General features: G+C 70.3%; 14 protein-coding genes. 6 read left to right on the plus strand and 8 right to left on the minus strand.

Translation table 11 applies throughout. The features are described from left to right. Positions 1 to 35: 35 nt before the first annotated feature. From ACIBBD_RS22370 to ACIBBD_RS22380, 3 genes are read left to right on the plus strand one after another with little or no spacing between them, the layout of a single operon-like run. Positions 36 to 920, plus strand: coding sequence for an ABC transporter substrate-binding protein (locus ACIBBD_RS22370; RefSeq protein WP_399421232.1), 885 nt, complete (start codon positions 36 to 38; stop codon positions 918 to 920). After that, entirely contained in the window at positions 917 to 1849 is a 933-nt protein-coding gene (locus ACIBBD_RS22375; RefSeq protein WP_399421233.1) for an amino acid ABC transporter permease, read from the plus strand. Before ACIBBD_RS22370 ends, ACIBBD_RS22375 begins: the two co-directional genes overlap by 4 nt. Continuing rightward, positions 1846 to 2604 (plus strand): amino acid ABC transporter ATP-binding protein, encoded by a 759-nt coding sequence (locus ACIBBD_RS22380; RefSeq protein WP_399421234.1) that lies wholly within the window; start codon positions 1846 to 1848, stop codon positions 2602 to 2604. Before ACIBBD_RS22375 ends, ACIBBD_RS22380 begins: the two co-directional genes overlap by 4 nt. Before the next feature lie 57 nt (positions 2605 to 2661). Here the strand turns inward: ACIBBD_RS22380 and aroQ are convergent, their stop codons facing one another. Next, positions 2662 to 3135, minus strand: coding sequence for a type II 3-dehydroquinate dehydratase (aroQ, locus tag ACIBBD_RS22385; protein ID WP_399421235.1), 474 nt, complete (start codon positions 3133 to 3135; stop codon positions 2662 to 2664). Positions 3136 to 3238: 103 nt separating this feature from the next. On the opposite strand from aroQ, the gene ACIBBD_RS22390 reads away from it, so the two are divergent. Both ACIBBD_RS22390 and ACIBBD_RS22395 read left to right on the plus strand, forming a co-directional pair. Further along, positions 3239 to 4285 (plus strand): S66 peptidase family protein, encoded by a 1047-nt coding sequence (locus ACIBBD_RS22390; protein ID WP_399421236.1) that lies wholly within the window; start codon positions 3239 to 3241, stop codon positions 4283 to 4285. A gap of 69 nt (positions 4286 to 4354) precedes the next feature. Beyond that, on the plus strand, positions 4355 to 5671 hold the full coding sequence (locus ACIBBD_RS22395) for an MFS transporter (RefSeq protein WP_399421237.1): 1317 nt from the start codon (positions 4355 to 4357) through the stop codon (positions 5669 to 5671). Between the two features lie 29 nt (positions 5672 to 5700). Here ACIBBD_RS22395 and ACIBBD_RS22400 read toward each other — a convergent pair whose 3' ends face one another. The 7 genes from ACIBBD_RS22400 to ACIBBD_RS22430 all read right to left on the minus strand — a co-directional run bounded on the left by ACIBBD_RS22400 (position 5701) and on the right by ACIBBD_RS22430 (position 14524). Further along, positions 5701 to 6801, minus strand: a complete 1101-nt coding sequence (locus ACIBBD_RS22400; RefSeq protein WP_399421238.1) for a calcium:proton antiporter — start codon at positions 6799 to 6801, stop codon at positions 5701 to 5703. 90 nt (positions 6802 to 6891) lie between these two features. Further along, entirely contained in the window at positions 6892 to 7206 is a 315-nt protein-coding gene (locus tag ACIBBD_RS22405) for a hypothetical protein (protein WP_399421239.1), read from the minus strand. Between the two features lie 126 nt (positions 7207 to 7332). Next, a complete protein-coding gene (locus ACIBBD_RS22410) occupies positions 7333 to 8322 on the minus strand; it encodes a TerC family protein (protein WP_399421240.1) in 990 nt (329 codons plus the stop codon). A 302-nt stretch (positions 8323 to 8624) separates the two neighbouring features. Then, on the minus strand, positions 8625 to 10679 hold the full coding sequence (locus ACIBBD_RS22415; RefSeq protein WP_399421241.1) for a TerD family protein: 2055 nt from the start codon (positions 10677 to 10679) through the stop codon (positions 8625 to 8627). A gap of 55 nt (positions 10680 to 10734) precedes the next feature. Continuing rightward, complete coding sequence (locus ACIBBD_RS22420; RefSeq protein ID WP_399421242.1) at positions 10735 to 11313, minus strand: TerD family protein; 579 nt, start codon at positions 11311 to 11313, stop codon at positions 10735 to 10737. Between the two features lie 153 nt (positions 11314 to 11466). Next, a complete protein-coding gene (gene uvrB, locus ACIBBD_RS22425) occupies positions 11467 to 13617 on the minus strand; it encodes an excinuclease ABC subunit UvrB (RefSeq protein ID WP_399421243.1) in 2151 nt (716 codons plus the stop codon). A 40-nt stretch (positions 13618 to 13657) separates the two neighbouring features. Continuing rightward, positions 13658 to 14524 (minus strand): MHYT domain-containing protein, encoded by an 867-nt coding sequence (locus tag ACIBBD_RS22430; RefSeq protein WP_399421244.1) that lies wholly within the window; start codon positions 14522 to 14524, stop codon positions 13658 to 13660. A gap of 274 nt (positions 14525 to 14798) precedes the next feature. Between ACIBBD_RS22430 and ACIBBD_RS22435 the strand changes: the two genes are divergently transcribed. Next, positions 14799 to 15668 (plus strand): glycerophosphodiester phosphodiesterase, encoded by an 870-nt coding sequence (locus ACIBBD_RS22435; protein ID WP_399421245.1) that lies wholly within the window; start codon positions 14799 to 14801, stop codon positions 15666 to 15668. Positions 15669 to 15728: the final 60 nt, after the last annotated feature.

Below are 15728 nucleotides of genomic sequence, written 5' to 3' on the forward strand. Positions count from 1 at the left end.
TCGACAAGCAGGGCTTTCGCTGCCACTCTCCCGCCATGCATCCCGCCCCTCGTGTCCTGCGCCGCGCCGTCGCCGGCGCCACCGTAGCCCTCCTCACCACCGTCGTCGGCTGTGCTCCGCAGCCGGAGGAGAAGGCGGCCGCCGCGCCGTCCGGTTCGACCGGGAACACCTGCGCCAAGGGCAAGTTGGCCACCAAGACCTCGGGCAAGCTGACGATCGCCACCGACGAGCCCGCGTACGCACCGTGGTTCAGGGACGACGAGCCCGCCAACGGCGAGGGCTTCGAGTCGGCGGTGGCCTACGCCGTGGCGGAGCAGCTCGGCTACGCCAAGAGCGCCGTCGTGTGGCAGAGCGTGCCCTTCAACAAGGCCTTCGCGCCCGGCGAGAAGACCTTCGACTTCGACATCAACCAGGTGTCGATCAGCGACGAGCGCAAGAAGGCCGTGGACTTCTCGTCCGGCTACTACGACGTGCGTCAGGCGGTCGTCGCGCTGAAGGGAACGAAGGCGGCGCGGGCGACGAGCATCGCGGACCTCAGGGGCCTCGAGCTGGGCGCCCAGGTGGGCACCACGAGCCTGAACTACATCGACGACGTGGTGAAGCCGACGCGGGCCGCGGCCGTCTACGCCAAGAACGACCAGGCCAAGTCCGCGCTGAAGAACGGTCAGGTCGACGCCATCGTCACCGACCTGCCGACCGCCTTCTACATCACCGCCGCCGAGGTCACGGACGCGAGGATCGTGGGACAGTTCGAGAACCGGGGCGGCACTCCGGAGCAGTTCGGGCTGGTGCTCGACAAGGGCAGCGCGCTCACCGCCTGCGTGACGGACGCCGTGGACACCCTCCGCGACAACGGCACCCTGGCGAGGATCGAGCAGCAGTGGCTCTCCGACGCCGTCGACGCACCGGTGCTCAAGTGACGGTGACGAAGGAGGAGCCCGGCCCCGAGGGAGCGGACGACGGGGGTGACATGACCGGGAGCGGCACGGACGCTCCCGTCGACGGTTACGTGCCCTCGCGACGGCGGCTGGAGCGCGAGCGCTACCGGCGCACGCGCGCCCGCCGCGCCACGGCGATCGCCGCGCTCTCGACGCTGGTGACCGCTGTCGCCCTCTATCTGGTCGTCGTCGGCGCGCCCGGCTGGCCGCGCACCAAGGAGACGTTCCTCGACGGGCAGTACGCGCGCGAGGCGCTCCCCAAGGTCCTGGAGGGGCTCTGGCTGAACGTGCGGCTGCTGCTGGTCTGCGGCGCCGCCGTGCTGGTCCTCGGCATGCTGATCGCCGTGGCCCGCACCCTGCGCGGCCCGGTCTTCTTCCCGCTGCGCGTCCTGGCGGCGGCGTACACGGACTTCTTCCGCGGACTGCCACTGATCATCAACCTGATGATCGTGGTGCTGGGCGTGCCGGCGCTGCGTCTGCAGGGGGTGACCGTCGACCCGGTGCTCCTCGGCGGTACGGCCCTCACGCTGACGTACTCGGCGTACGTCGCCGAGGTGTTCCGCGCGGGCATCGAGTCCGTGCATCCCTCGCAGCGCGCGGCGGCCCGCTCGCTGGGACTGAGCAACCGGCAGGCGCTGCGGTACGTGGTGCTCCCCCAAGCCGTGCGCCGTCAGGTGCCGCCGCTGCTGAACGACCTGGTGTCCCTGCAGAAGGACACGGGTCTCGTGTCGATCGGCGGCGCCGTCGACGCCGTGCGCGCCGCCGACATCATCGTGGGCCGCAGCCTCAACTACACGCCGTACATCGTCGCGGGCCTGGTCTTCGTGGCGCTGACCATTCCGATGACCCGGTTCACGGACTGGGTGACGGCCCGGATGGACCGTCAGCGGGCCCAGGGAGGAACGACATGAGCGACGCCGACACCGCGGTGCTGCGGATGGAGTCCGTCCGCAAGACCTTCGGCGGCTCCGTCGTCCTGCGGGACGTCGATCTAAAGGTCGCCCCGCACACGGTGACCGCGCTGATCGGCGCCTCCGGCTCCGGCAAGTCCACGCTGCTGCGCTGCGCCAACCTGCTGGAGGACATCGACGACGGCGCGATCTGGCTGGACGGCGAGGAGATCACCGATCCCCGCGTCGACCAGGACGCGGTTCGGCGCCGTATCGGCGTCGTCTTCCAGGCGTACAACCTGTTCCCGCACATGACCGTGCTGGAGAACATCACGCTCGCGCCGCGCCGCGTGCACGGCGTGGACCGCGCGGAGGCCGAGGAACGCGCCCGGGAGCTGCTGGAGCGGCTCGGACTGGGCGGCAAGGCCGGTGAGTACCCCGACCGGCTCAGCGGGGGCCAGCAGCAGCGCGTCGCCATCGTGCGCGCCCTCGCCGTACGCCCGCGGTTGCTGTTGCTCGACGAGATCACCGCGGCTCTCGATCCGGAGCTGGTGGGTGAGGTCCTGAACGTCGTCCGCGACCTGAAGGGCGACGGCATGACCATGGTGCTGGCCACGCACGAGATGGGCTTCGCCCGGGAGGTCGCCGACCAGGTGTGTTTCCTGGACGGAGGAGTGGTGCTGGAGCGCGGGGCCCCCGAGCAGGTCTTCGGCGATCCGCGGCAGGAGCGCACGCGGCGCTTCCTGCGGCGGATCGTGGAGGCGGGACGTCTGTGAAGGGTGGGCGCCTGGAGGCCGGCCGCCTGTAAGGGGTGGGCGCCTGGAGGCCGGTGCTTACGCGTCGGCCTTCCCCGGCCCCACCAGTGCGGCGACCCGCTCCACGCCGAAGACGTATCCCTGCACTCCGCAACCCGCGATGACGCCGTCGGCGCGCTGGGAGACGTACGAGTGGTGCCGGAACGACTCGCGCTGGTGGATGTTGGAAATGTGCACCTCCAGCACCGGCAGACCGTCGCAGGTGCTGAGTGCGTCCAGAATCGCGACCGACGTGTGCGAGTAGGCGCCCGGGTTGATCACGATCCCGCAGTGGTTCACACGCGCCTCGTGGATCCAGTCCACCAACTGCCCCTCGTGGTTCGACTGCCGGAAGTCCACGGTGCCGCCGTGCGCGGCCGCCGCCTTGACGCACATCTCCTCGACGTCGGCGAGGGTGTCGGCCCCGTAGATCTCGGGCTGGCGCTGCCCGAGGAGGTTCAGGTTGGGACCGTTGAGAATCATGATCGGGGCGTTGGCGAGGGTGCGGGGCACGGTTCCTCCGGTCCGTTCGACGTGGGGCGGCCCGTCGGGGACCGCTGCTCAGACCCGGTTTATCACGGTGAAACAGCGAGGCAGCAGGCCGTACCCTCCCGCCATGACGAGTCCTTCGTACCCTCCCAAGCCCTCGCCCGGTGACCGCATAGCCGTCATCTCGCCCTCCGCGGGTCTGCCCGAGCTGTTCCCGCGCCCCTACGAACTGGGCCTGCGACGGCTGCGCGAGGAGTACGGCCTCGAACCGGTCGAGTATCCGACCACGCGGAAGATGGGCACGACACCGCAGGAGCGGGCCGACGACATCCACGCGGCCTTCTCCGACCCGGACGTGAAGGCGGTCATCGCGTCGATCGGCGGTGACGACCAGATCACCGTCCTGCCGTTGCTGGACCGTGAGGTGATCCGGGCCAACCCGAAGCCCTTCTTCGGAATGAGCGACAACACGAACCTCCTCGCCTACCTGTACAACACCGGCATCGTCGGCTACCACGGCGCGACGGTGATGGTCCAGCTCGGACGACCCGTGGCCATGGACCGGCTCACCGCCGACTCCCTGCGGGCGGCGCTGTTCACCTCGGGCGAGTACGAGCTGAAGCCCGCCGAGCGCTGGAACGACGTCGACCGCGACTGGGCCGATCCGGCGACCTTCGAGGCGGAGCCGGAGACCCGGCCCGGCACCGGATGGAGCTGGCTCAACGCCGACCGTGTGGTGGAGGGCCGCAGCTGGGGCGGCGAACTGGAGATCCTCTCCTGGCTGCTGATGGCCGACCGCGAGATCTCGCACGACCTGTCCGTGTACGACGGCGGCGTGCTGATCCTGGAGACCTCCGAGGAACTGCCCAGCGCCACGCAGGTCTTCCGGATCCTGCGCAGCATGGGCGAGCGCGGCCTGCTGCAGCGTTTCCCGGCGCTGCTGATGGGGCGTGCCAAGACCTGGTCCTTCGAACGCCCCCACAGCCCGCGGGAAGCCGCCCGTCACGCCTCCGAACAGCGTGAGGCGGTGCAGCGCGCGCTGCGGACGTACGCCCCCGACACCCTGGCCGTCTTCGACGTGGACTTCGGCCACACGGACCCCCAGCTCGTCCTTCCCTACGGCGGGACGATCCGCGTCGACGGCCCGGCACGGCGCATCACCGTCACCTACTGAGCCGACCGGCGCGACGCGCGCTGCCGCGCGCCCCCGTAACCGGTGGTCATGGTGGGTGGTTGAGGCGTCATGCACGACGCACACACCGTGAAGGCTCCCTCCATGCCACGGCTCGCGGCCGCCTCGCTCGCCGGCACCGCCATCGAGTTCTACGACTTCTTCGTCTACGGGACCGCGGCGGCGCTGGTCCTGGGGCCGCTGTTCTTCCCGACGTTCTCGCCTCTGGCGGGGACGCTGGCGGCCTTCGCGACGTTCGGCGTGGGGTTCGTCGCACGGCCGCTGGGGTCGGTGCTGTTCGGGCACATCGGGGACAGGCGCGGACGCCGGCCGGTCCTCGTCGTCTCCCTGCTGCTGACCGGCGCCTCGACGGTCGCCGTCGGATGCGTGCCGACGTACGACTCGATCGGGGTGACCGCTCCCCTGCTGCTGCTCGTGCTGCGGTTCCTGCAGGGGCTGGGGCTGGGCGGGGAGTGGGGCGGCGCGGTGTTGCTGACCGCGGAACACGCGCCCGCCGAGCGGCGCGGGCTGTGGTCGAGCTTCCCCCAGGTGGGGCCCTCGGTGGGCTTCGTCCTCGCCAACGGGGTGGTGCTGGCCCTCTCGGCGACGCTCACCGAGGCGCAGTTCGCGCAGTGGGGGTGGCGGGTGCCCTTCTGGGCGGCCGGGGTGCTGGCGGTGCTCGGACTGTGGCTGAGGTCGTCGCTTCCCGAGAGCCCGCGTTTCCTGGAGCTCGACGACCACGCGCGCGTGCCGCTCGCCGAGGTCGTGCGCTCCCACTGGCGGCTCGTCCTGCTGACCGCGGGCGCTCTCGCCGTCGGGTACGCGATCTTCTACGCCGTGACGACGTGGTCCCTGGCCTACGCCACGGAACGGCTCGGGGTGAACCGTACCGTCATGCTGACCTGCATCCTGGCCGCGGTGGTGGTGAAGGGGGCGCTGACGCCGCTGGCGGCCCTGCTCGGCGACCGGTTCGGCCGGCGGCCGCTGTGCCTCACCGGGTGCGCGGCGGCCGCCCTGTGGATGTTCCCGATGGTCGCGCTCCTGGCGACCGGCGAGCCGTTGCCGATGTTCGTGGGCTTCCTGGGAGCACTGGTCGCGTTCGTCACGATGTTCGCCGTGATCGCCGCGTACCTGCCCGAGCTGTACGAGCCGCGCGTGCGCTGCACGGGCGCGGCGGTCGGTTACAACCTCGGTGGTGTGCTCGGGGGCGCGCTGACGCCCATCGTGGCGACGGCCCTCGCGGAAGGCGCTGGGCGTGTGCCGTGGGGGGTGGGCGCCTATCTGACCGGCATCGCGCTGCTCAGCCTCGGGTGCTTCGCCCTGCTGCCGGAGACCTGCCCGGTGCCGGTGCCGGCAACGCAGGCCGAGGCGGAGACCGCCGCGGGGTGAGCACACTCGCGTAAGCGTTCACGCCGCCGCTAGGGATTGATCGCCAGCTCCAGATACGCCGCGAACAGCACCAGATGCACCCCACCCTGGAGCGGCGTGGCCCTCCCGGGCACCACCGTCAGCGAACTCACCACGACGGTCAGCGCGAGCAGCACCATGTGGGTGGGGCCGAGGCCGAGGACGAGGGGGCCGGAGAGCCAGAGGGAAGCCAGGGCGACGGCGGGAATGGTCAGGCCGATGCTGGCCATGGCGGAGCCCAGCGCGAGGTTGAGGCTGGTCTGCACCCGGTCACGGCGAGCGGAGCGCAGCGCGGCGATGGTCTCGGGGAGCAGCACCAGCAGCGCGATGACCACACCGACGACGGCATGGTGCAGCCCGGCCGCTTCCACGCCGGACTCGATCGTGGGTGAGACGCCCTTGGCGAGGCCGACCACGCCGATCAGGGCCAGGCCGAGCAGCCCGAGGCTGATCAGGGCGGTCCGGGAGGGCGGTGCGTCGGCGTGGATGTCCGCGGTGATCACCTCGCCCTGCCGGGTGATCGGCAGGAAGTAGTCACGGTGGCGGATGGTCTGTGTCGTCACGAACAAGCCGTAGAGGATCAGCGAGGACAGCGCGGCGAAGGTGAGTTGGACGGCGGAGAACTCCGGTCCCGGCTTGCTGGTGGTGAAGGTCGGCAGGACCAGGCTGAGCGTGGCCAGCGTCGCCACGGTCGCCAGGGCGGCGCCGGTGCCCTCCGGGTTGAAGATCGCCGTGCCGTGGCGCAGTGAGGCGACGAGGAGGCACAGGCCGACGATGCCGTTGCAGGTGATCATCACGGCGGCGAAGACCGTGTCCCTGGCGAGTGTCGAGCTCTTGGCGCCGCCGTCCGCCATCAGGGTGACGATCAGGGCGACCTCGATGATCGTCACGGCCACCGCGAGCACCAGGGAGCCGAACGGTTCGCCGACCCGGTGGGCGACGACCTCCGCGTGGTGGACGGCGGCGAGCACGGCCCCGGCGAGGACGACCGTCACCACGGCGACGACCACGCCGGGTAGGTCGCGCCCCCAGGTGAGAGCCAGCAGGACGACCGCGAACACCGGCACGAGGGACGTCCACCGGTTCGTGAGCGGCCTGAGCCGAGCGACCATGCAGCGATCGTCGCAGAGCGGCACGGACCGCGCATTTCGGTGTGCCCCGCCGTTCTCTCACCTGAGTCGGGGGCCTCGGCGCCGGGCCGCCTATCGGAGCCGGGTCGTCTCCTGGATGTCGCAGTCGGTGAAGGACGGCGGCCGGGTGCACAGCGCGGCCATCCGCTGCGCGAACTTGCCCGTCTCCGGATCGGCGCTGTTGCGCATGGCCTCCTCGTAGGAGTCGAACTCGACGAGCACGAGGTAGCGGTTCGGGTGGTTCCGGTCCTTGAGGACCATGCGGTGAGTGGGGCCGCCCTGGCGGTCCGCGAGACGCTGGTCCGTCTCCTCCGAGAGCGCCCGCAACTCCTCGATGCGGTCGGTTTCGAAATCGATGATCTGCACGAACTTCGTGGATGCGACCATGCTGAGCCTCCACCCGGTGACGGCGCCCCCGGCGGGAACGCTCAGCACCCAAGGAAGCACCGGAAGCGGTGACCGGCAATTCGCCGAGCACCGCTTCCGGGGAGGGCTGTCGCTACGTCGTCCGTGTCAGACGTCGATGCTGTCCTTCGGAGCGCCTTCGCTCTGCGACTGCGCCGCCTCGGCCTCCGCCTGCTTCCGAGAGGCCCGCAGGCTGGTGATCGTGGTGACGATCAGCACGGAGCAGATGACGCCGAGCGAGACCGGGATGCTGATCTCGGGGACGTGGACACCGGACTCGTGCAGCGCGTGCAGCACCAGCTTCACACCGATGAAGCCCAGGATGATCGACAGGCCGTAGCTCAGGTGGACCAGCCTCTTCAGCAGACCACCGATGAGGAAGTACAGCTGCCGCAGGCCCATCAGGGCGAACGCGTTGGCCGTGAAGACGATGTACGGGTCCTGCGTCAGGCCGAAGATCGCGGGGATCGAGTCGAGGGCGAAGAGCACGTCGGTGGTGCCGATCGCGAGCATCACGACCAGCATCGGGGTCATGACCCGCTTGCCGTTCTGCTGGATCCACAGCTTGGTGCCGTGGTAGCGGTCAGCGACACCGAACTTGCTCTCGACGGCCTTGAGCAGCTTGTTCTCCTCGTACTCCTCGTCCTCTTCGTGGGCCCGTGCCTCCTGGATGAGCTTCCAGGCGGTCCAGATCAAGAAGGCGCCAAAGAGGTAGAACACCCACGAGAAGCTGGCGAGGATCGCGGCGCCCGCGGCGATGAACACGGCCCGCAGGACCAGGGCTATGAGGACGCCGATGAGCAGGACCCGCTGCTGGTACTGCGACGGGACCGCGAACTTCGCCATGATCAGCACGAAGACGAAGAGGTTGTCGACACTGAGCGACTTCTCGGTGATGAAGCCCGCGAAGAACTCGCCGGCGGGCTGACCGCCGCCGAAGATCAACAGGCCGAGTCCGAAGAGTCCGGCGAGCACGATCCAGACGACGGTCCAGATACCGGCTTCCTTGATCGACACGTCGTGCGGCTTGCGGCCGATGAAGAAGTCGACCGCGATGAGGGCGGCAAGGCCCAAGACAGTCAGGACCCACAGGGTCATGGAAACATCCACTGCGCCTCCGGCAGTACGTAACGGCAGGTAATCAGCGTCGTCGCGCTGCCGGAGGTCTCTTCCACCCCGGGCCCCGGCACGCAGTACGCGCGTGGGGCCACACGGGCCGACGCCCCGGGATCTGGCCTGATCCGTATTGACGGGTACGCCGCAGCAGACAGGGAGTACTCCCCTCCGTACGAAAGACAGTACCCCAATCACCAAGGATTGGTAAAGAGGTTGGCAAAAGAAATGCCAAGTTACCTGGTCAGGGCCGCTTTACGTGTGCTTGGTGGAGGCTCGGGAGTGGGTCACCCGCGCCAAGGCCGACGGGCCGCGGCGACCTGGGTGAGGACCTGCTGGAGCACCTGGCTGCCGGGCGGCACGAGCCCCGGTTCGTAGGTCCAGGCATGTCCGACCCAGGGGTCGGCGAGGTGGTCGTCGGGCACCGGCGTGAGGCGCATCAGACCCCGCCAGAGCGGGTCCAGCAACGGTCCGTAACCGTCGGCGTCCTCGCGGTCGGCGACCATCATCAGGTGGACGCCGACGGCGGGGCCCTCGTCCGCCAGGTACCGCAGTTGGTTCACCGCGCGGTCGTCGAAGCCGTGCGGGAAGTCGTTGACGACCAGGAGTTGCTGGGAGGTGTCGAAGCCGGGCGGGAGCGAGTCGGCCGCGCCGCCACGCACGGCCATCTGCACGAGGTCGACGCGCTGGGTGAGCCGGCCCAGGACGTCGGCCACGCCGGCAGCGCCGACGGCGGGCGGGGCCGCGAGCACGCCGGTCTGCACCAGCGGTACGAGGGCCTGCGCACCCGAGCCCGCCGGGTCGATGACATGCACGGTGAACTCGCCCGCCGGATGCACCGCCAGCAGCCGGGCCGTGTGCGCCACGGCCGACTCCATGGCGAGGCGCCGCAGTTCGTGGGAGTCGGCGAAGGAGCCGTCGGACGACCCCGTCCGTCCGCTGTCGATCCACAGGCCGCGCTCCAGCGGGAGGCGGACCAGCAGTGGTATGCGCAGCCGGTCGCTCTCAGGCAGGTGCAGGTCGCCCAGGCGCAGGGCCATGGGCATCTCCATGGGAACGCGGTAGGCGTGCCAGGCGGGGTTGTCCCAGCGGGCGTACGCCGGCGGCAGAGCCGGCTCGACGACGTCGGCCTCGGCCGTGAGCTGGTCCAGGTCCCGGTCCAGGGCCTGCCGGGCCTGGTCGACGAGCTGGGTGTGCTTGGCGCGGGCCGACTCACGGGCGGCGTCGCCCTGGCCGCCGATACGGCTGCGCGGGTCGGACAGGACCTCGTCGAGCTCCCTCTCCATACGCGTGTCGGCGAAGTCCACGGCGCTGCGGTACGCGGCCGTGGTGCGGGCCAGGTCCTCGAACATGCCCCAGACCTGGTTGTAGAGCCGCTCCTCCATGGACCAACCGGTCGCGTCCCCGGCGACGGGCCGCGCGGGCTGCCCCGGCTGGGCCGGGGGTGCCGTGGGCGGGGGCGGGGGCGGCGGGGCCGTGTTCCGCCGGCGCGGGTGGCTGTAGTCGACCGGGCCGCCGGTGGCGGGCGCCGTCGGTACCGTCGGCTGAGTGGTGGCCGACGGGTCCGTCGGCGCGGAAGTCGAGGGGAAGCCCGCCCCGGAGTCCGGGGAGCCCGGCATGTGCGCCGCGGGGTCCTGCGCTCCCGCGTACGGGCCGGTGGCGGCCTGCGTGCCCTGTCCGCCGTACGGGGAGCCGCTCTGGTCCTGGCCGAGGGTGGACGCGGCCGCCTGCCGGGAGCGGTCCCCGTCCGCGTCCGTCGTACGGGGCGGTGGGGCGGGCACGGAGCGGGCCAGGCCCTGGGCCACGGCCTCGTTGACGCCGGCCGCGAGCTGGTGGGCCTGCGGCAGGCCCTGGTCGGTGAGGAGGGCGGCGAGGCCGTCGGCGTAGCCCTGGCCGACCGCACGCACCTTCCAGGCGCCCTGGCGCCGGTACAGCTCCAGGGCGACGACGGCTGACTCGGCGTCCAGGCCGGTGATGGTGTAGCTGGCGACCTCGGCGCCGTCGAGGCCGGTGACCGCGACGAAGGGGGCGGCGAGGGAGCCGAAGCCGGCCGGTCCCCCGACGCCCGTGGGCAGGGCCAGCAGGATGCTGACCCGGTGCACGGCCGCGGCGACGGCGTCCAGGTCCACCGCGAGGCGGTGCTCGGCGGCCGCCTGCCGCGAGACCTCGAGGCCGGGCAGGGTGGGTGCGCCCGGGTGGGCCACCCATTCCACGCCGGGGATCGTGCCGTTCTCGTCGCTGAGCGTGGCACCGGCCACGACCGGCGTGCCGGCCGAGATCCTGATCTCGAGGCGGACCTGGGAGAGCGGGTGGTTCTGCCCCCGCACCAGCTCGGCCGTCATCGCCTGTCGTCCCCCTGTGTCGCGTGTGGTGTCTGTGGCTATCCTCCGGCAGGCGTTACAGCGCCGGCAGGATGGCGGGCATCAGGTCCTGGAAGGTGCGGCCGTTGGCCGCGGTGCCCAGGGCCGTCATGTTCCAGCCGCTGCCCACGCGGTGCACCTTGGCCATGATCTGGGCCGTGTACGCGCCGCCACCCGCGAGCGTGTAGCGGGCGAGCTCCTGGCCGTTGGTCTCGTCGACCAGGCGGCAGAACGCGTTCTGCACCTCCTGGAACGTCTGGCCCGTGAAGGAGTTCACGGTGAAGACGATCTGGTCGATGTGGACCGGGACGCGGGCCAGGTCGACGAGGATCGCCTCGTCGTCGCCGCCCTGCCCGACGCCGCCGACGAGGTTGTCACCGGTGTGGCGGACGGACCCGTCGTCGCTCACCAGGTGGCGGAAGAAGACGACGTCGACCGGCTGCTTGTCCGCGAACAGGACGGCGGAGGCGTCGAGGTCGATCTCCCGGGTGCGGGAGCCGAACAGGCCGCGCCGGGGGGCCGCCTGCCAGCCGAGACCCATGCGCACCGCGGTCAGGCTGCCTCCGTCGTTCTTCTGCAGACTGATGGCCTGACCCTTGGTCATGTTGACGGTCACGCGCTGATTCCCCTCTCGAGCTGTCCCCTGTTGCCGCGGACCCCGCGGTTGACGAAAACCCTACGCAAGGGCACTGACAACGCCGTACCCGAGCCCGCACTTTGTGTCGTTCTTGCAACACAGTGCGTACGGCGCCTTGGCCCGCGTGGGCCGTCAGGCCAGGCCGGCCTCCTTCATCTGGCGCAGTTCCTTCTTCATCTCGGAGACCTCGTCGCGCAGCCGGGCGGCGACCTCGAACTGGAGGTCCGCCGCGGCGGCCCGCATGCGCGCCGTCATCTCCTCGATCTGCTCGGCGAGCTCGGCCGCGGGGCGATCGGTCGGGACGGCCTCCTTCGCCGCCTTCGCCTTCGCGGACTTGGCGGGCTTGACGCTCCTGGCCGCCTTGTCGCCGAGGGAGGGCACGGGCGCCTTGGTGCCGCGGCCGTCCTTCTTGGCACGGTAGCCCGAACCGAGGAGCTGCTCGGTGTCGACGTCCTCGCGGGCGATCTGCGCGACGATGTCGTTGATCTTCTTGCGCAGGGGCTGCGGGTCGATGCCGTTCGCCTTGTTGTAGGCGATCTGCTTCTCCCGGCGCCGGTTGGTCTCCTCGATGGCCCGCTCCATGCCCGGGGTGATCTTGTCCGCGTACATGTGGACCTGGCCGGAGACGTTGCGTGCGGCACGGCCGATGGTCTGGATCAGGGAGGTGCCGGAGCGCAGGAAGCCCTCCTTGTCGGCGTCGAGGATCGCCACCAGGGACACCTCGGGCAGGTCGAGGCCCTCGCGCAGCAGGTTGATGCCGACCAGCACGTCGAACTCGCCGGCGCGCAGCTCGCGCAGCAGCTCGATACGGCGCAGCGTGTCCACGTCGCTGTGCAGGTAGCGGACCTGGATGCCGAGTTCCAGGAAGTAGTCCGTGAGGTCCTCGGCCATCTTCTTGGTGAGCGTGGTGACCAGGACGCGCTCGTCCTTCTCGACCCGCTCACGGATCTCGTGCACAAGGTCGTCGATCTGGCCCTCGGTGGGCTTGACGACGACCTCGGGGTCGACCAGGCCGGTGGGCCGGATGATCTGCTCGACGACGCCGTCCCCGCGCGAGAGCTCGTACTTGCCGGGTGTTGCCGACAGGTAGACGGTCTGCCCGATGCGCTCCTGGAACTCCTCCCACTTCAGGGGGCGGTTGTCGAGGGCGGAGGGCAGGCGGAAGCCGTGGTCGACGAGGGTGCGCTTGCGGGAGGCATCGCCCTCGTACATGGCGCCGATCTGCGGCACCGTGACGTGCGACTCGTCGATGACGAGCAGGAAGTCGTCCGGGAAGTAGTCGAGCAGGGTGTTCGGCGGGGAGCCGGGCAGGCGGCCGTCGAAGTGCATCGAGTAGTTCTCCACACCGGAGCAGGTGCCGATCTGGCGGAGCATCTCGATGTCGTACGTGGTGCGCATGCGCAGGCGCTGGGCCTCCAGGAGCTTGCCCTGCTTCTCCAGCTCGGCCAGGCGCTCGCCCAGTTCCTTCTCGATGTCGTTGACGGCCCGCTCCATGCGCTCGGGGCCCGCGACGTAGTGGGAGGCCGGGAAGACGTACAGCTGCTCGTCGTCGCTGATGATCTCGCCGGTGAGCGGGTGGAGGGTGGACAGTGCCTCGATCTCGTCGCCGAACATCTCGATGCGGACGGCGAGCTCCTCGTAGACCGGGAAGATCTCGATGGTGTCGCCGCGCACCCGGAAGGTACCGCGGGTGAACGCCATGTCGTTGCGCGTGTACTGGATGTCCACGAAGCGGCGCAGCAGCTCGTCCCGGTCGATCTCCTCGCCGACCTTGAGGGGGACCATGCGGTCCACGTACTCCTGCGGAGTGCCGAGGCCGTAGATGCAGGAGACGGAGGCGACCACGACGACGTCGCGGCGGGTGAGCAGCGAGTTGGTCGCGGAGTGACGCAGACGCTCGACCTCCTCGTTGATCGAGGAGTCCTTCTCGATGTAGGTGTCCGACTGCGGGACGTACGCCTCGGGCTGGTAGTAGTCGTAGTACGAGACGAAGTACTCGACCGCGTTGTTCGGCAGCAGCTCGCGGAACTCGTTCGCCAGCTGGGCGGCCAGGGTCTTGTTCGGCGCCATCACGAGCGTGGGGCGCTGGAGCTTCTCGATCATCCACGCGGTGGTGGCGGACTTGCCGGTGCCGGTCGCGCCCAGGAGGACGACGTCCTTCTCACCGGCCTCGACGCGCTTGGCCAGCTCGGCGATGGCCGCCGGCTGGTCGCCGCTGGGCTGGTAGGGGCTGACGACCTCGAAGGGCGCCACCGTGCGTTCGATGTGGGAAACGGGCCGCATGCCATCCACCGTACGACCCCCCACTGACAACGGGGTCCGATCAGCGGTTCTGCGGGGTCCTGGTCTCGGGGTCGGCCACCTTGCGGCGGGTGCGCAGCGCGACCCGGCGGGCGGGCTGCGGGGCGTGGTGGTGGGCGGGGACGCCCGGTTTGTGCTGGTCGGGCGTCCAGTCGGGCTTGCCCATCACCATCAGCGGGTCGAACAGGACGACGACGCCGGCGAGGCAGAGGAAGGCGAGGGGGCCGATCAGCATCGGCGCGAGCAGGCCGGCGGGAGAGTCGCCCTGGGTCGGCGTGCCGGTGGCGTGCAGGTGGACGCTCACGGCGGCCATGCCCGTGTAGTGCATGCCGGACACGGCGAGGCCCATGATCAGACTCGCGCCGACGCTCCAGAGGAATCCCCTGACCTGTCCCGCGGCCCACAGGGCGGCGGTGGCGGCGGCCATGGCTATGGCGACGGACACGGCCACGGTGAGCGTGTTGTACTCCAGGTCGCCGTCGAGACGCAGCCCGGCCATGCCCAGGTAGTGCATGGAGGCGATGCCCAGGCCGGTGATGGTGCCCCCGGTGAACAGCGCGGTGCCGGTCGCTCCCCGGTAACCGACTATGAAGATCCCTACGCCCACCATGACGATGGCGACGCCCAGGCTGGCGTAGGTGGTCGGTTTGTCGTAGTGGATGGGGGCCCCTGCGACCGAGAAGCCCATCATCGCGATGAAGTGCATGGTCCAGATGCCGGAGCCGATGGCCGCGGAACCGAGGGCCAGCCATCCGGGGCGCCACGAGTGGGCGACGAGCAGGGCTCTGGTGGTGCATCGCAGGCCCAGGGCACCGCCGAGGCAGGCCATGAGGTAGGCCACCAGCGGGGTGACGATTCCGTAACTGAATCCGTCGACCGTGCCGTGCATGCGCGGTTGCCCTTCCGCCCTGTTGCTGGATTTCCCTGTAGCGCGCCCCCTCCCAGGACGGCGTGAGCGGCCAGGGGTGACGCAGAGAGTATGACTCCCACCGGAATGGTCGAACGATTTTCCGGCAAAGAAACACGCCCTTGCCCCACATGTGCGGCACTGGTGCGCGGCGCGGGTGCCTCCTTTCATTCTGTGGTCATCCCGCACTCCTCCGGTGGTGACGCTCTGCTGTCACAGTGGAGCCGTACGTAACCGTTCGATGCGAGGAGTACGCATGCACGCGCGCGCAGTTGCCGCCACGACCACCGCGCTTCTGGGCGCCTTCGCCCTTCTGCTTCTCGTCCACGACGCGCGGGGCATGGGTGCCCGTCCTGAGGTGATCGCCCATCGGGGTGCTTCGGCGCGAGCTCCCGAGAACACGCTGGCCGCAGTCGACGCGGCGGCCGACCTGGGCGTTCGTTGGGTGGAGACCGACGTCCAGCGCACCAGGGACGGCGAGCTCGTGGTGATCCACGACGACAGCCTCCGCCGGACGACCGACGTGGAGGAGGTCTTCCCCGGGCGTGCTCCCTGGCAGGTGAAGGACTTCACCGCGGCCGAGATCGCGCGGCTCGACGCGGGGAGCTGGTTCGGCTCCGCGTACGCGGGCGCGCGCGTGCCGACACTGAAGGAGTACCTCCGTCGTGTCGGGCATCACCATCAGAAGCTGCTTCTGGAGATCAAGAATCCCCAGCTGTATCCGCGGATCGAGGGGGAAACCCTGAAGGTGCTGAGCAACGAGGGCTGGCTCGACCGGCGGCACCTGGCGGGCCGGCTGATCGTGCAGAGTTTCAGCGCCGACAGCCTGCGGGCCGTCCACGATCTGCGGCCGGCGGTCACGACCGGGCTGCTGGGCAAGCCGTCCGAGGCGGACCTTCCCCGGTACGCGCGCTTCGCCGACCTGATCAACCCCTCGCACACGTCCGCCTCCCAGAGCTACGTCTCCGCCGTGCACGCGGTCCCGGGGCCGCACGGGAAACCGCTGAAGGTCTTCGTCTGGACCGTCGACGACGCCCCCGTCGCCTGCACTGTGGCCGGGTACGGCGTCGACGGCATCATCACCAACAGGCCCGACGTGGTGCGGCAGGCCCTGCTCCGCCCCTGACGTCCGGCCGCCCTCGGGCCGGTGTCCCCGCTGTCCGGGGGCGCTGTCAGTGGCAGGCCG

Origin of the sequence: Streptomyces sp. NPDC051315 (assembly GCF_044455165.1) — a bacterium.
Classification (GTDB): Bacteria; Actinomycetota; Actinomycetes; order Streptomycetales; family Streptomycetaceae; genus Streptomyces.

Bases quoted from the DNA above. Each gene is read 5' to 3' on its own strand.
- ACIBBD_RS22370 (WP_399421232.1), top strand. From the start codon at position 36: ATGCATCCCGCCCCTCGTGTCCTGCGCCGCGCCGTCGCCGGCGCCACC.
- ACIBBD_RS22380 (WP_399421234.1), top strand. From the start codon at position 1,846: ATGAGCGACGCCGACACCGCGGTGCTGCGGATGGAGTCCGTCCGCAAG.
- ACIBBD_RS22390 (WP_399421236.1), top strand. From the start codon at position 3,239: ATGACGAGTCCTTCGTACCCTCCCAAGCCCTCGCCCGGTGACCGCATA.
- ACIBBD_RS22395 (WP_399421237.1), top strand. From the start codon at position 4,355: ATGCACGACGCACACACCGTGAAGGCTCCCTCCATGCCACGGCTCGCG.
- ACIBBD_RS22400 (WP_399421238.1), bottom strand. From the start codon at position 6,801: ATGGTCGCTCGGCTCAGGCCGCTCACGAACCGGTGGACGTCCCTCGTG.
- ACIBBD_RS22405 (WP_399421239.1), bottom strand. From the start codon at position 7,206: ATGGTCGCATCCACGAAGTTCGTGCAGATCATCGATTTCGAAACCGAC.
- ACIBBD_RS22410 (WP_399421240.1), bottom strand. From the start codon at position 8,322: ATGACCCTGTGGGTCCTGACTGTCTTGGGCCTTGCCGCCCTCATCGCG.
- ACIBBD_RS22415 (WP_399421241.1), bottom strand. From the start codon at position 10,679: ATGACGGCCGAGCTGGTGCGGGGGCAGAACCACCCGCTCTCCCAGGTC.
- uvrB (WP_399421243.1), bottom strand. From the start codon at position 13,617: ATGCGGCCCGTTTCCCACATCGAACGCACGGTGGCGCCCTTCGAGGTC.
- ACIBBD_RS22430 (WP_399421244.1), bottom strand. From the start codon at position 14,524: ATGCACGGCACGGTCGACGGATTCAGTTACGGAATCGTCACCCCGCTG.
- ACIBBD_RS22435 (WP_399421245.1), top strand. From the start codon at position 14,799: ATGCACGCGCGCGCAGTTGCCGCCACGACCACCGCGCTTCTGGGCGCC.